The organism is Bartonella sp. AC329YNZD, from assembly GCF_042196685.1.
GTDB lineage: Bacteria > Pseudomonadota > Alphaproteobacteria > Rhizobiales > Rhizobiaceae > Bartonella.
The window spans coordinates 1-15909 of record NZ_JBHIQS010000016.1; the positions used below are offsets into that span (position 1 = coordinate 1).

Here is a 15909-nt window from a genome sequence, read left to right on the forward strand (position 1 = left end):
AGAGAAGAAAACACTTTAAACAAATGTTTGTTATGAGAGACAAAATGTTAATATACGCTTCAAAAAATCTCACTTATGTCTGAAAAAAGGCGGTCTATCCGTATACTATTATCATATTATCATAGAATTTCTCATGAGAGAGAATAATTTAAAAAAATTGTATACTATCGTTTATTGGTTTCTAGCTTATAAAGTAGGGGGTATATCTGCTTATTTTTATAAAAGTGTTACTGTTTTTATGGGAAGAATATTTATAAAATGAGATTAGAAGGCGCATTTAAAGATAAAAATAAATATCAGTAACGTTCATTCATAGTGTTATAAAAGATTATGGATTAAGTTAAATAAAAAGCTTATTGAATTGTTATGACATCATATTTGTTAATATGTTACACGGTAATTTTTTGATATTTATCTTAGATGAAGAGTTTTATGAAATGAGTAAGATATATTTGGTTGTGAGTTGGTTTGCAGAGAAAGCATTATATTTTATGGTATAGGGGATAGATCAAGATTTTTTCCATAATTATTTGTGTTGATAGGGGCTTCAAGCTATTGTTGTGTTATGTGCCACCATAGTGATTTTGGGGTAGATACGTTAGAGATTGTTTTTCTGCTTTACGTTTTGTCGATCAACGTTGATGGATATTGTATAGAAAGTGAGACTGTTGCCGTGGAGAGAGAAATTATGCTTTTGCTTATAATATCAATGAAAAAAGCAACGGAATATTACGGCAAAGTATTTGTATAGGAGAGCTTATTTAGGGGGTAACTTTTTAGCTCGTGAAGTTTGTAAAATAAAATGCTGTCTATAAAAAAATAATATTTTTATAAAGTAAAATAATAACACTTTTAATAATTATTATTTGCATATATAAGCATAAAATATAATTATATTTAATTAAATAATATTTAATACCTAAATAAAAAGTGTGACTTTCCTGATGAAACATAAATATACATTACCATTCATTATACTTATCGTATGTTTATCAACAGGAGGGCTGATTTCTACCGATATTTTTTTACCGGCACTGGGCGATATGCGTCAATATTATCAAGTGACACAATCTCAAATTCAAAGTGCAGTGGCGGTTTTTTTGTTGGCATTGGCACTTGGGCAGCTCATTTATGGGCCGCTGAGTGATAATTTTGGGCGTAAAAAAACACTTCTATTGGGCTTATTCTTGTGGTTATTTACGACACTTGGTGTGATTTATACGGTTCATATTCACGCTTTTCTTGTGTTACGTTTCTTGCAAGGTCTGGGTGCTTGTGCGGGACTTGTCTTAAGTCGTGCAATTATCAATGATTTGTTGGATAAAAAAGCGGCTGGAAAACTTTATTTGATTGTTTTTCCTTTTATTGGAATGTCACCAGCACTTGCACCTTTCATTGGTGGACTTTTGATACAAGCTTTTCATTGGCAGGCAACTTTTATCTTTTTAAGCTTTTTTATATTTTTGACCATGTTGCTATGTTGTTTTGTGCTAAGCGAAACTCTACCCCCTCAAAAACGGCAGCATTTTTCTCCTATAGGATTTATGAAGGGATATCTAGGCGTTCTTAGAAATAAACAATTTATTTTTTATGCACTTATTCCGTGTTTTTCTTACGCAGCCTATTTTGCTTATATTGTAGAATCGCCTTTTTTACTCACGACTTTGGGGCTTTCGCCGATATACATTAGTTATACCTATATTGGTGTTTCATTGCCCTATATTTTGGGAAATCTTTTAGCGCGATGGTTTTTCGAACGCGAGTCTATGGAAAAAACTGTCTGTCGAGGGTACATTATTTTTGTTATAGGAGGCATGCTCTTTGCTTTGCAGATGTATCTAAGCCCATGGCCCCTTGTGACAAGTTTTATCGCTATTGCTGTTCTTACTTTTGGCAATGGTTTTTTATTACCGTTAGGAACAGCGTTGGCTATTTCATCGCATCCGCAAGCTGCGGGAGCGGCTTCTGGTGTTATGGGGTCTTTGCAATTAGGCAGTGCGGCACTCAGTGCAGCGGTTATCGGAAAAATCTCTGGTCATAGCCCACGGGCTATGGCAACTTTGTTAGCAGGGTGTTGTCTCATTGGTTTTATCATTTATATTCGAAATGCCCGTGTTTTTATGATTTCAGAAATAAGCTGAGTAAAATGATAAAAAGAAAGCATTATGCGGAAATGCTTTTGATGTTTTATACAAATGGGGGCACCTGTACATTAGATGAATTTTTTTATGAAGTTGTTTGATTGCGTGGGGTTAAATTTATCACAGGCTTAGTGTGCGTTTAACAAATCACTGATTACGGGGGGGAAGCTTATGAGTTTAGAATTTCAACATATCTGTATTTTCATGATAGTGGGTGGGAAGAGTTTCTGCCTGAATGCATGTTTTAAAATAGGGGGAAAAATTGAGCAATGCGCTTTCCTATTATTATTCTTTCTCCTGTGATGCCAGTTTGGGATGATGGTGTCTTTTGTTCTCCATTGACAACGCTATGTTCAACAAAAGGATTCCCTGTCACTCTGCTGGACACACTCTCTCTTTTTCCTAAGAGTTCTCATGTTCTCAATCATTCTGTTGTAGAGACTTTATCTTTTATGACAGAAAAACTTAAAAGCTATTTTAAAGAGCCTACGGTGTTGGTAGGATTTTCTATGGCTGGAACATTGGTACAAATATTGGCAGTACAGCTTCCCAATGTTCAAGCTGTGCTTGCTGTGAATGCACCTGGCTATCCAGATAAGGTTTTGCAACGGCGCCTTGGAGATATTCTTGCCTCCTTAGAAAATAATGATTTATCGGGGGCTTTGGAAATACTCAATGGTTTTATGCATCCTTCTGGCATTATGAAAAAAAGAGCCTTATTGGAGATTCCTGATGAAAAAAAAAGCGTGGCAATTGAACGCATGACAAGAGGGTTTAAACTCTTATTAGAAATAGATGCTAGAGATGAAATAGTTAAGTATAAGGGGAAGTTTTTAGCTTTAGTGGGAGAAAAGTCGCAACTTGCAACGGTAGATAATCAGACGAAAAGTCATAATCTGAACCATGAATATAAGATTGTTTCTGGTGCTGGTACGCGTTTATGGGAGGATAATCCTACTATGATGGATGCAGTTATTGATGAGTGGCTGGAGGGACTATGAAAAAGAAAGTACTTGTATTACCTGGTGATGGGATAGGATCAGAGGTTTGTGATGCTGCGCTGATGGTCTTAGAGCAATTCCAATTGCCGATTGAATTGACTTATGGTGATATTGGTTTTGAATGTTGGAAACAGGAAGGAGATCCTATTCCTCAAGCGACTTGGCAAAAAATTACTCAGAGTGATGCTATTTTACTTGGTGCTGTGACCAGTAAAGGAAAAGAAGCGGCTTTAAAAGAACTTGCTCCGCATTTAAAAGAGAAAAACCTTGGCTATGTTTCTCCCGCACTTCAACTTCGCCAAAAGTTAGGTTTGTTTGCGAATATATGTCCTGTAAGATACATCTTTGGTCCCCAACGTCCTTTTCATTTTTGTGTTATCAGAGAAAATAGTGAAGGCCTTTATGCTGGATTGGATTTTCGGGGTATTCCTCCTGAAACAGCCGTTTGGCTAAAACATCCAAATTTGACAAAATATGGGCTTGAGGAGGCCGCGTGGACAGTTCGTTTGCAGACACGCTTTGGTTTAGAACGGTTATTTGAATATGCTTTTTCGTATGCACGCAGACATGGGTTTGGGCGGGTTACTTTTGCTGATAAGCCCAATGTTCTGCGAGAAAGTGGTCAGTTTGCTCAGGAAATTTTTGAGAAAATTGCGCAAAACTATCCGGAAATTGAATCAGATATTCATAATGTTGATGCGGTTGCTTTGTGGATTGCAACCAAGCCAGAGCAGTTTGGTGTGATTGTTGCTGAAAATATGTTTGGCAATATTCTCTCTACTCTTGGCTCTGGTATAATGGGAGGAGGGGAGCTTGCATCTCATGTGAATGTGGGGAGCGAGATTGCTTGTTTTGAACCTGTTCATGGAAGCGTACCACGTATTGCTGGACAAAATAAAGCCAATCCTTCTGCGATGCTTTATACCACGGCTTTACTCTTAGAGCATTTAGGCTTTAAAGATGCAGCAAAACAACTGTCTGAGAGTGTTGATCAGGTTATTCGTGCTGGAAAAACCGTTACCTATGATCTTGGAGGTATAGCCTCTACCCGTCAAATGGCTGAAGCTGTTCGCAATTCTCTTATGAATTCTGTCTTTGTTCATCGTGCTGCCATTATTACCATTGGTGATGAACTCCTTTCAGGACAATATTTGAATACAAACTTACAAGATTTAAGCCAAAGCTTGAACAAGAGAAATATTCAAGTCACACGTCATTTTGTTTGTGCTGATCAATTACAGCAAATCAGTGAGACTGTTGTTTCTTGTCTTGGACAAGAAGATCTTATCATTATCAGTGGGGGATTGGGACCAACATCAGATGATAAAACACGCGATGGAGTTGCTCAAGCTGTAAAGCAGCCTTTGGTGCATCATGAAGATGTTTGGCAAACAATAAAAGGTCAATTACAACGATTAGGGATTACGGCGGATAAGAGTAATGCACGTCAAGCATTGTTTCCTGAGACAGCAACCGTACTTGATAATCCTACAGGCACAGCACCAGGGTTTTATCTCTCTTGCGATGGAAGTACGCTTGTTGTTTTGCCTGGTCCACCATCACAGGCTCTTGCGCTTTTAGAGAATTATTTAGAACACAACGAGAAGAGATATTCTTCTGTATCGCGTGCGGGGTATGCATGGACTTTGATTGGAATTGATGAAAGTACTATTGCGCAGTGGGTTGATGATCATCTTGAAAATGAACCCTTTGAGCGGCATTTTTTATGGAAAAGCCCCTATGTTTTGGTGCAACTGGTTGCTCAATCAGAAGCACCCTTGGAACAACATTTCGTGGAAGAATTTGAAAATCATTTTCGTCCATATTTGGTTGGTGCAGAAGTTACTACTGCTTCTAAACAATTAGCGATGCATGCAGAGGTGTGTTGGTTGGGCAATGATCCGCTGCTTTTAAAATATTTTCAGCCCATAGAAAAAGGTAAACAAGATATTTCACTGCTTGAGGTTGAAGTGAGCCTAGAGCCTTCTTTGGAGACATTAGAAAATCAAGCAGAAAGCCTTGGACATGCTACCATAACTATACGGATGAAAGGTTATGGTGATGATCGTATAACTTTTCCCTATACGCGACCACTTTTAGGTGTCGTCTTACAAGAATATGCCGCTTGGTTGGTTTTAAAAAGATATTTGAAAATGGAGAAGAAAAAATGAACCTCTATGGGGATGTAAAATATTGCCTAAATTATTGAACATTCTATTATAAGAAGTATTTTGATCTTTTTCTTCAGGGGTTTTTGTCTATAGGCTGTTTTTTCTTTTGATGTGTAATTAAATGACTTTGATTGATTCAAGATTAAGAACTTTACTATATCTCGCTACACTCAATATTTATAATGATTAATTATGATTATAAATCAATGTATTGTCTCTTATTAACAGCATATAAAAGGAGCCCAGAGACTTGTGTGGTTGAAGTATTGTCAATAATGGAGCTTCTTTTGTCAATCAGAAAGCAATGCTGTGAAAAGATAAGAAGCAGTGTCTTTTAGAGAAAATCTTTGCAAATTTTATTGAAAAATATGCCAATGAAGTGTTGCGTGTGAATATTTTCTGTTCAGTTATCGGATAATAAATTGCTGTAAAGGCCTCATAAAATTTTTTCTTTAAGTTTTTGTGTAAGCATGACCGTTGGGTGTTTGCTTCCCGAGGAGCGATATTTTTCAATTTGATAACAGGAAGAACTATTTTTTTTGTAAGACGTGAAGATTTGAGGAGTGATCATTTTACGCTTTTGTTTTCTTTTTGATTGGTCATTTATAGGAATTTTTTTGGGAAAAATATTTAATGTGGTGTATTTGTGAATGTGGTTAAAAACATTTTACGCGTGTGTGGGAGAAATAAAAATGTGTCTTAATTGTTGATAAGAGTATCAATGTTTTTGATGAACAAATTTCAGTCGTAATTCTTAGTATCTAGATAGGAAGTTCAGCGGATTTTAACAGTTAGTATCCTATCTGTTGTGATGTGCAGTGGTCTTTTTAAGCAAAAAAGAAAGGGCTTTTATGTATCAGATTGATTACAATAGTTATCGTTCTGTCAAGAGTTTTAATCGTCGCGTTCGTTTTCTCGTCATGCATTATACAGCTCTTGATTTTAAAGCCTCGATTATGGCACTTACAGGAGAAAAGGTTAGTGCACACTATCTTGTTCCTGATCCTTCAGAGCAGACATATCGTGAGGCAGGCTTTAAGGATATGCGTATTTTTAATCTGGTTGATGAAAATGAGCGTGCATGGCATGCGGGTGTGAGTTCATGGGCTGGGCATAGTCAGCTCAATGATGTATCTATTGGGGTTGAAATTGTTAATTTAGCGACTGATTATTCTGAGTCTTCAGAAGAGGCAGTTGATTGTACGACTTATCATGATGAGAGGGATATATTTCCTCCTTATAACCCAATACAAATTGATGCAGTTAAGGAACTTGCCTTGAATATTCTGCAACGGTATCCCGATATTATGCCAACTGATGTTGTGGGACATAGTGACATTGCCATTGGAAGAAAAAGTGATCCAGGAGCAGCTTTTCCATGGAAAGAGCTTTATAGGGCAGGTATAGGAGCATGGTATGATGACGAATTAAAAAGTCATTATCAAGAGCAATTCTCTAAGAACTTTCCATCCAAAGAAGATGTTTTGGCGAAGCTAAAATGCTATGGATATGATATTTCTGTTGCGTGTACCCAAACAGGATACAAAGATTTGATCCGAGCATTTCAACTTCATTTTCGTCAAGAAAATTATGATGGGATTCTAGATGTTGAAACAGCAGCAATTCTTTATGCATTGGTTGATAAATATTTTCCATGAATTCAATGTGTTTTAATTGAAAATATGGCGTATGATTACGTGCAAGCCTTTTTATTATCAGGAAAGGCTGCTTTTTGCCAGTTGGCTTTATGTAAAAAGGACATTAATCGTGTAAAAATCCCCTGTACGGTATAAGGCGTTTTATGGAAACATAACTCTGAAAGCTCTATGATTTGCAGAGATTAGATTTTACTGTTTCTTTGTCTTATATTTCGCTTCCTTTAAAAACGCATAAAGCCAAGATGTTGCGTATATGATGACATGTGCCCTACGCAGGATAAAACGCTTCAAATAAAATGGACTTGTATTGTATATTTCCATGCTTGTTTTAAAGAAATGTTTTTTAGTGTGTATCACAACATATATTTTACAGCGACGTTCATAGAGAATATAATCTAAAATCCTCTATGAAGTGTATCCTCATTTTTATTCTTAATAAAAGTGCCTAGTATTATCGTACACTTCTTTGTCAGATCTCAATGTTACTACAGCCCTTGGAACTTAAAACGATACATAAAAGGGTTTTCTGTACTCGTTTTTATTCATACGGCTCTCTCCGTTTATCGTGTACAAGTGAAAGGTTTTTGTTAATTGAAACATGCAAAATTATAAATTATGATTATAAATCAATGTGATGCAGATTCAATAAAAATAAGGGCATTTACAAATTGCTACTGTTAGGGGGGCTATTCTTTAGAAGGGGAAGAGGTCAATTTATTTTTTGAAGATATATCTCTTTGCTCTTTTATTGCTTTAGGGGATGTTTGCATCGTTTTGACAGCATGTTTCTTGATGATTAAGTTTTTTAATGAAGCAGTGTTATAAAACGTTGTGTTTTAGAGTGTTGATAGAAGACATATTCAGGCATATCAAAAACACAATGATGTCTTGTTTTTTTCAATATTTTATTTGTTCAGTGTAGAATTTATTTGAGAAGATCATGACCGAAATTACAAAGGTTAGAAGTAAATTATCAAGAAAGACAAATTTGGTCATAAAGCAAAGGAGGTTATTCATGCTTTAAAGGGCAAGAAAGAGATTGTATTTGAAGTGAAGTGTAAACGTCCGTGTGGAGAGCTCTTATCAAGCATATCAGGTTAATCTTCTAAGAGTAGTTTTATGAAATTAAGTCGGTTTTTTCCGAGAGACAAGACAATAAGTATCAGGAAAAGATCATGATATTTTATTTCAAAAGTAAAAACTGGCAACTTATGTTGCCAGTTTTTAAAAGCTGTAGCCTAATAGGATTAGAATGAACGCTGTAAACGAATCATCCCTTGGAAAGCGTTTTTCCCATTAAAGAGATGTTTTTCGTTATTATTTGCATCTTTTATAACGCGATCATCATTCCAAGAAACATAGGTTAATTCAGGTGTAATCACAAACCCTGGAACCAACGTGTATGTAATATTTACAGAAGTTGCAAAGGTTTTTACAGCGCTATAAGAAACTTGAGCATTCAAATTTGCTTTTGGAGTAAGCTTGTAAGTGGCACCCGCCCAAGCTGCCCATTTACCACCCCAGTTTGCATAAATCGTTGTGCTGTTTCGTGATAATTCATCATTTGCATTAACTGTATAGTAATCAAAGCCGTTTTTATAACCAGCCATTACCCATAGATTGAAACGATCGTTAACATTGAAATCTGCACGTATTTTTCCCGCCCACTTTTTGTAGTAAGTATCATATGCGGTAACTGCTGAAAAGCCACCCCATTTTTGCATAAACTTTATACCTAAAACCACATTGGGTGTGTAATTTTTAATTGATTTACTCGGAAGAGTATCATTCGTGATAGAAACAAGTTTACCATCTTTATCAATGTAGTATCCTTGTGTTCCAGGAAGATCATCTGCATTATTGCCTAATTCAGCGCCGATAATAGCAGAAAAACCGGAGTCACCACTAAAGGTGTAGGAAATAAAATTGGTGCGTGTTGTGCCAGCAGGTGCTATGCTGTCATCATTGAGAACATTTCCATAATCACCAGTCCAGCTGTTGAAAATTGTATCATCAAGACCTACGCGAAAACCACCCAGTTCAATGTAAGCAGCTGCAAGCTTTGCACTCGCATTATCTTTACCATTCCCCCAGTTTGAATAAATTCTCGCATATGAACGAAGTGTTCCCATTTCTGTTTCAGAGGCGGCTTGAAAAACAAGGGTGAGCCGTGATGCTGCGCCATAGGTATCTCTTTTGTTTTTCAGTTCAGTTTCGGTTGTTGCATCGATATTATCACCGCCTATAAAATCAGCGCGGACATTTCCTGATAAACGTATACAGGTTTCTGTTCCAGGGATATAGAAATATCCTTTTCCGTAGGCATCACAAACGCGAATATATTCTACAGGTTCAGGTTCGGCAATCGCTGTTGAAGCAGCATGAGCTCCAGAAACAGCTAAAAAAGCTGTTGTAGAGCTTAAAAAAAGGGATTTTATATTCATATGGGATCTCCGAGGTCCTTTTTAATCTTCTTCTAAAGAGTATCTCTTGCCTAACGCATTAAAGACAAAGATACAGAAAAATACACGGTACTTATCATTCTAGCTATACTGATCTTTTTTAGATATTCAAATATGAAATTACTTTTTTGTAATGTATACATATACTATTCGATAGGGTGTGGTAAAAAGGACACAATTTTTTATTTTGTTAACGTTTTATCCCCATGAGATCACTCTATGAAATCAATACAGAAGAAAAATTTCAGATATTTTGGAAAAAAATCGAAAATGTCTTGAACTTTCTGTTGATACCATTTATGCCAATCGTTGGAGAGGTGGCCGAGTGGTCGAAGGCGCTCCCCTGCTAAGGGAGTAGGGCTCAAAAGGCTCTCGAGAGTTCGAATCTCTTCCTCTCCGCCATTTATTATTATAAAAGTGGTCGATTGTGTGTAGGAATTTTGTTTCCAGTGGTTTGCGTTAATTTGCTTTTCTACCAATCCAAATTTTTTGTAGCTTTTTAGTTATTTCTATTGCTAGGCATTTTCTATCGGCTGTTTTGGTACAAAGCGATGCTATTTTATCTCTAATCCAATTTATCTTTAGTCCAACCAAACAGTGCTTTCATTTGTGAAACCGTAGCGCCCTGCATTAGCCACACATGTTGTTTCTTATTTTCGCAATCTCTGTGTTGATTTTGTTTGTATCTGTAACAACATATTGATTTATATATATAATTTGTCGTTATTTAATTTAAATTGGAACCCCGAACACCGTAAAATTCTTTCTGTTCAAATCTTTTTTATCTTGAACCAATGACAATTATTTGCTCGCAGATCATAATCGGAGAGAACCGTATAAATAAAAACGATTGAGCAAAGAAAAAATGCCTCTCATGAACTGTCTCAAGTGCCAAGGGCTGTCGCGCAACACCCACGAGATGGCAAGTCCTGTGTGATGGAGTTGGTTTGCTCTTCATAAGTGTAAAGATGGCGTGCTCAATGGTTTTTATTATTTCATAGGGGTTTTATCGTTATACCCTTCACGGGCATTATCGTGAAATGGGCTTGAGTGCTCTTTGAAAGATATCTCTTAAAAAAAGCCCGTGAATTGGTAACGCAAATGTATTGGGTTTGGGGTGTTCTATTTTGCATGAGGAGTGGAATGCCCAACGGAATAAATACAAGCGTGAAGCAATGCGTAATCTCCATTATTAAAAAGACATGACCGTAGAGATTTATGAAAATTGTCAAGCTGAATTAAAAGGAGATGGCAAGGCTGGGAACTAGTTTTCACCCTTAAAACTTCATGTTCTCCCCAAATTAGGCAGTTCCTCGTTTCAGAGATTAGGCAAACAGAGATACGCAATATTCTTGCACCCATATGGCATGCAAAAGTGGCAGTCCTTGACTATGAGCGTTCATAAGAGGCATTTTTTCTTTGCTCAATCGTTTTTATCCATACATTTTTCTTCGATGATGATGTGCAAGAAAATAATTGTCATTAATTCAAAATAAAAAAGATTTGAACAGAAAGAATCTTACGGTGTTCGAGGTTGGGATATTATCATCATTATCAATTAAGGTGTTGCTTTATGTATGCGTTGATTGTTGAAATCTAGATGAGTCAATGCTCTAAAGGAACATTGTTCTCTTTTAGAAGAAAACATTTTGGGTGATAATTTTATGGTTTTCCTTTCATGGAGACTTGAGGGAGCGTTTCATCCATTTCATGACGACCAAACCACACATGAAAAAAGTAAGGGTCGGTACGATGAGATAATAAGATGGAGAAACTTTTGCAGGGAGAAAAGAAATAATACTTAATACGGTAATTGAAAATATTCTTCCGCTAAAAGATACAGCACCGACAACACCAGAAATATGCTGTGTTTGTTTTTGGTCAAGTTCTGAGAAAAATAAACTTTTTGCACCGACCGGTACAGTGCAAATAAATCCATGGATTAAAGAGAAGGCAATGACGGATGCAGCCGTTTGATGGTTGTGAACAAAAAAATAGAGTGCTAGGCACATCAAAGCAGACAAGAATGAAAAATATTTTATAGAATTCTTATATTTTTTATCAAGAACATGATATTTAGACATCAGTAAGTTTGAAAAATATTGTGCTGAAAAGGCACCAATATGGCAGCACATCAAAACGAACATTTGTGAACCATTGAGGTAATCAATTTTTCCCCCTGAAAGTATGATCGGTTGCCAGAAATGATAAATAATCTGAATACCAGCGCTAAAAAGACACATGAGGAGAATAAACCATGCTCCTCCCATGGTGTTTTGAAAAATCCAGAGTGTTTCCTTGGCATTGTTCAAGATTGTTTTTGTTTTGGACGTTTCAATCACCGATTTCTTTTCTTCAGGAACAATAAGGAAGACCAAGAAAATAAATCCCATCATAAGGCATGAGATGATATATCCCATAAAATATTGCCCAGAGTAATAAATCGTTCCAATACCTATAATCCCACTGAGAATACTCCCGAAAGAATTAACTTGGTGATAAAGATGCGCATAATGTGAAAAGTGATCGTGTTTATCGCCTAGAGAATGGTAAATCCATCCATCAATGGCGCTGACAATGATGCAAATGCCCGCTGCATAGAGAATTTGCGCAATAATAAGTGCCGTTATATTGGGAGCTTGAAGGCATAGAAGATAAAATACTCCTGTCATAAAGACCCCAGCCATTACGGAATATTTACGCCGATATCTGTCAGATAAAACAGCGCAGGGAAAATCAAGCAGCAGAATAGTGGTGGAAAAGACAACCTGAAGCAGAGCTAATTGCGCCAGACTCACTCCCATGGACATTAAAAAAATAGCATGGTAGACACCAATGAGCATGCGGACAGCATTATAGGAGCCATAGGTGAGAGCAAGGGTGCGTGGTCTGTTCATTGTGTTGTTCCACAAACCTTACAGTGAGGATTTTTTTTGAGGGAACGTTCTTCTATGAAAAGTTTGCTGCTCCATATCCCCACACGGCGATCAGTGGAAAGAAGGCTTCCATAACCACCCAAAAATTTAAGAGCATCGTTGGCACACATGGCGGCTGAAAGAGCATTAACAGGGGGAAATGTAGCAACTTTGAAGTTATTATTAATCATAACACAAGCTTCATAAATAAGATGGTCGCTTTTTGCCGGAAGATTACCTATAGACGAGCTACATGCGTAACAACCAGTTTTCCCAGGTATGTAAAATGGACCAAAGACAGCTATATCATTAACATAACCGGAATTTATATAGGCTTGTTTGTTTTTTACACACCATTCATTGATCCATAGGCCTAGCTGAACAGGTGAATCAGCAGAAATGATCCATAAATCAGCTTTGGGTAAATTGTTGATATCCTCTTTTTCAGTAATCAACATTTGTAATTCATGAACTTCAATTTGGCTATTTCTCCGCATCAGCTCACGTTTAAGAACTGTTGTTTTCGGAAGACCGATATCTTCTTCAGTAAAAAGAATTTGTCTGGTAAGGTTGGTTATCTCGATCACATCATTGTCAACAAGAGTCAATTTTCCAACGCCAGAGGATGCAAGCATTGCTGATACATGATTACCAATCCCACCACACCCTAAAATGACGACACTTTTTTGCAAAAGGATATGCTGAACGGAGGTTGGATGCATACCATAGCTTTGATAATGGAGATGACTTCTGGAATAGCGATTATTGAGGATATTGTCTGATGTTTCAGCTTTGACAAGAAAATGGTTAGAAACAAGAAAATCAAACGCACGGTCAAAATTTTCTTTTAACATGATTAACGATAGTGAATTGTAAACTTCATCTACTGTCTTTCTTTTTACCCATTGTGCTGCAATAAGCACTAAGTTCTCCCAAAAATTTTTATCATTGATAATAAACTGCTTTGAACCCGCACCAAAAATAGCATCCTCTTCACGAACAACAACACGTGTGTATTTTCCTAAAATATATTGTTGTTTCATTTCTCCTCCCCACTTATAGATCAAACTAACTTTTCCCTAGGATTATTTCTTAGGGAAAAGAATTTTCTTTAGTCATTAATTACATTCTGAATGATCCATGATCCCCCCCTTTATTTATGTTTTCATTATTCACCACTTACATGGTAGGATGATCCTAAATAAAAATATTATTTATTGTCAATACACTTTTATGATGTAAAGTAGATATTTTTACATAAAATATTGATGAATGTACATTGAGAAAAGAACGCATCTCATCAGATTAAAACTCTATGATCTTTAATTAATTTAACGAGGATAACATAAAATGTAATATAGAAAATGAATAAATTTAAATTTGTATAAAAAACACAAACTTTTTTATTTCTGCGACTGATCAAACAACCAAATCTATATTAAAAGTAGCTTATATACCATTCAATATCATTGGTTGTGTTGATCTGTTTTGTCTACTCATTATTTCATTATTCTTAATATGGATTATTAATCAAAATAACATTTTTGAAGTATTTATAGCAACATATTAAACTCTTTTAAAGTCACGCATAAAATGATTAAATTGTTTCTCTAGAGATATAAAGATAGATAGAAAATCCGCGTCTACTTTGTTGAATACATTAGTTTTTATAGCTTTACTCTCTGTGTAGCGTATTTAATTGTTGTACAATTTATCATTTTTTATTTTTATCGTAGATTATTCAAAATAGATTTAATAAATTTCATTACGAATCTTTTGATATGAATTTATGTGTCTATTTAAATTGGTATGTTGAGAGAAAAAATAGAAAAATGTTTACAAAAGTTCTGTTTAGAGAAGGCTTATTGCTTATCATATTTTTGCTAACATATCTTTTGTCTGCCTCGTATGGCTATACTGGTATGGATAAATTATTTTGTTCCCAATACGTTCAAGGAACGTGATGATGCGGTTCAAAAATTGGATTCAGTCGAGTTTGAAAAAACAAATGCTGAACGGGGATGGAACGATGCCATGAAAATATTAGAGGTAGCGGTAGATGATTTGAAGAGGATAGCTGTTGAACAGCAGGAACTCTATTTGGCATTGCTGAAAAATATGCCAAACAACAAACAACTTTCTTATAAATATCAAACAATTCTAAAACGCAATGCTGCGGTTTTTGAGCGGCTCGAGAAGGCTTTTACTCTATTTGAGCATGTTGAGAAAAGAACATAAGCCTTTCGAGGGTTAGGTGAAGCAAATAAGCGTAAAGATCAGTCTCAAATGTTACATTACTTAGAAGTGATTTCTGAACATCATGGACATGTTAATGGATTCAATAAAGAACTTGAAAGGCTCAATCACGAAGTTGATAGTTTAAACAACAGGCTTCAAAATCTGAAGAAAATATCTCGATAAAGAAACAGAAAGTTGTTCATTGATGCAAATGAGGAAGAATGCATGAGATGATGAACAACGCTTTCATTGAAAAAGGAATGAACGGTGGGATTTGCAATAGTACTCATCATATCTGTTACGGTTATTATAGGGAGTCTTTGTTTTTGTGTAACAGAAACTGTCAAAAAGCGGAAAGAGATAGATAGAAAAGGTATGGAGAAGCACGAGGAATAGGTTCCGAAAATGAAGGAAAAAATGAGATCAATATGACAATACAAGAAACACAATCATTGCATGAGACACTTCAAAATCCAGATAATAAAATGTCGGGAGTCTCTTCAACCTTTGACAAAGAATCTAAAGTTTTAGCGTTTAAAGAAGCTATGGCGCTTTCATCGAAGGATTGTAAAATAGCCTTCTGCATATTTGTTATAAATATGGCTGTAGGCTCTGTTATCCAGATGTTGGATGAGGTCATTATCCAGATATTGGATGAGGCCATTATTCAAGTATTGGATGGGGTCAGAGAGTTTGATATTCTTACTTTTATATGTATTTTAAGCCTATTTATTTTGATCTGTTGTTTTATGGCTATCCCGATTATTTTAATTTTACACATACGATTGACGAAGAAATTGAAAAAAACACTTCGGCAATTAGAAGACACTCTTCAGCAGCGAGATAAAGCTTTTTCAGCACAAAAATAGAGAGAAAAATGATGGCTCTTATGATACTGTTTGTTTTCATAAATACAATTATTAGTTGTTTTTTTCAGATAGCAGTCATTACGCTTTGTTATTCTTTTTCGAAACGTTCGAAATTGTATAAAAAGGTCGTTGCAGAATTAGAAAAAGTGGTGAAAAAACGAGATGCCGCACTCGAGGGACTATTCGAAAAAGGACAATAAAAGTAGACCAATGTTTCATTTTTTTATGGTACTCGTTTTGAATATGGCGATGTATAATACTGATGATTGAATGTATTGTCTCATGTTTTAGATAAGGCAAGAAGATAGGTTTTTAAAAACAGAACTTAGATGTATGATTAAAATTTTCTCTCATGACGGATGAGAGAAAACCTTGTGTTTCTACAGTTTTTTTCGCTTCACGGTGCTGTGAGAAAAGTCCAAGTTTTTCCAATCTGCCATTGATAATAAACTAT

The 15909-nt window shown here is 35.8% G+C and carries 9 protein-coding genes, 1 tRNA gene and 1 pseudogene; 8 read left to right on the plus strand and 3 right to left on the minus strand.

Going from position 1 to position 15909, the window contains the following annotated elements; all coding sequences use genetic code 11:
• Positions 1-944 precede the first annotated feature (944 nt).
• From ACFIMW_RS07315 to ACFIMW_RS07330, 4 genes are all read left to right on the plus strand, one after another.
• Positions 945-2141, plus strand: coding sequence for a multidrug effflux MFS transporter (locus ACFIMW_RS07315; protein WP_375608637.1), 1197 nt, complete (start codon positions 945-947; stop codon positions 2139-2141).
• 269 nt (positions 2142-2410) lie between these two features.
• Entirely contained in the window at positions 2411-3142 is a 732-nt protein-coding gene (locus ACFIMW_RS07320) for an alpha/beta fold hydrolase (protein ID WP_375607409.1), read from the plus strand.
• Positions 3139-5313, plus strand: coding sequence for an isocitrate/isopropylmalate family dehydrogenase (locus ACFIMW_RS07325; protein WP_375608638.1), 2175 nt, complete (start codon positions 3139-3141; stop codon positions 5311-5313). The genes ACFIMW_RS07320 and ACFIMW_RS07325 overlap by 4 nt, the downstream gene beginning before the upstream one ends.
• A gap of 851 nt (positions 5314-6164) precedes the next feature.
• Positions 6165-6971 carry an N-acetylmuramoyl-L-alanine amidase gene (locus ACFIMW_RS07330; protein ID WP_375608639.1) on the plus strand — a complete coding sequence of 269 codons (807 nt, stop codon included), beginning with the start codon at positions 6165-6167 and terminating at the stop codon, positions 6969-6971.
• Between the two features lie 1247 nt (positions 6972-8218).
• On the opposite strand, the gene ACFIMW_RS07335 is transcribed toward ACFIMW_RS07330, so the two are convergent.
• Positions 8219-9415 carry a porin gene (locus ACFIMW_RS07335; protein ID WP_375608640.1) on the minus strand — a complete coding sequence of 399 codons (1197 nt, stop codon included), beginning with the start codon at positions 9413-9415 and terminating at the stop codon, positions 8219-8221.
• Between the two features lie 329 nt (positions 9416-9744).
• On the opposite strand from ACFIMW_RS07335, the gene ACFIMW_RS07340 reads away from it, so the two are divergent.
• Both ACFIMW_RS07340 and ACFIMW_RS07345 read left to right on the plus strand, forming a co-directional pair.
• Positions 9745-9835, plus strand: a tRNA-Ser gene (locus ACFIMW_RS07340).
• Between the two features lie 638 nt (positions 9836-10473).
• A pseudogene (locus tag ACFIMW_RS07345) lies at positions 10474-10823 on the plus strand (integrase); the annotation flags it as partial.
• 286 nt (positions 10824-11109) lie between these two features.
• Here ACFIMW_RS07345 and ACFIMW_RS07350 read toward each other — a convergent pair.
• Both ACFIMW_RS07350 and ACFIMW_RS07355 read right to left on the minus strand, forming a co-directional pair.
• Positions 11110-12330: an MFS transporter gene (locus ACFIMW_RS07350; RefSeq protein ID WP_375608641.1), complete on the minus strand. Its 1221-nt coding sequence runs from the start codon at positions 12328-12330 to the stop codon at positions 11110-11112.
• Positions 12327-13391, minus strand: coding sequence for a ThiF family adenylyltransferase (locus tag ACFIMW_RS07355; RefSeq protein WP_375608642.1), 1065 nt, complete (start codon positions 13389-13391; stop codon positions 12327-12329). The genes ACFIMW_RS07350 and ACFIMW_RS07355 overlap by 4 nt, the downstream gene beginning before the upstream one ends.
• A gap of 865 nt (positions 13392-14256) precedes the next feature.
• On the opposite strand from ACFIMW_RS07355, the gene ACFIMW_RS07360 reads away from it, so the two are divergent.
• The gene (locus ACFIMW_RS07360; RefSeq protein ID WP_375608643.1) at positions 14257-14586 is read left to right on the plus strand and encodes a hypothetical protein; all 330 of its coding nucleotides are present in this window, start codon (positions 14257-14259) and stop codon (positions 14584-14586) included.
• Between the two features lie 428 nt (positions 14587-15014).
• Positions 15015-15455, plus strand: coding sequence for a hypothetical protein (locus ACFIMW_RS07365; RefSeq protein WP_375608644.1), 441 nt, complete (start codon positions 15015-15017; stop codon positions 15453-15455).
• The last annotated feature ends 454 nt before the right edge of the window (positions 15456-15909 follow it).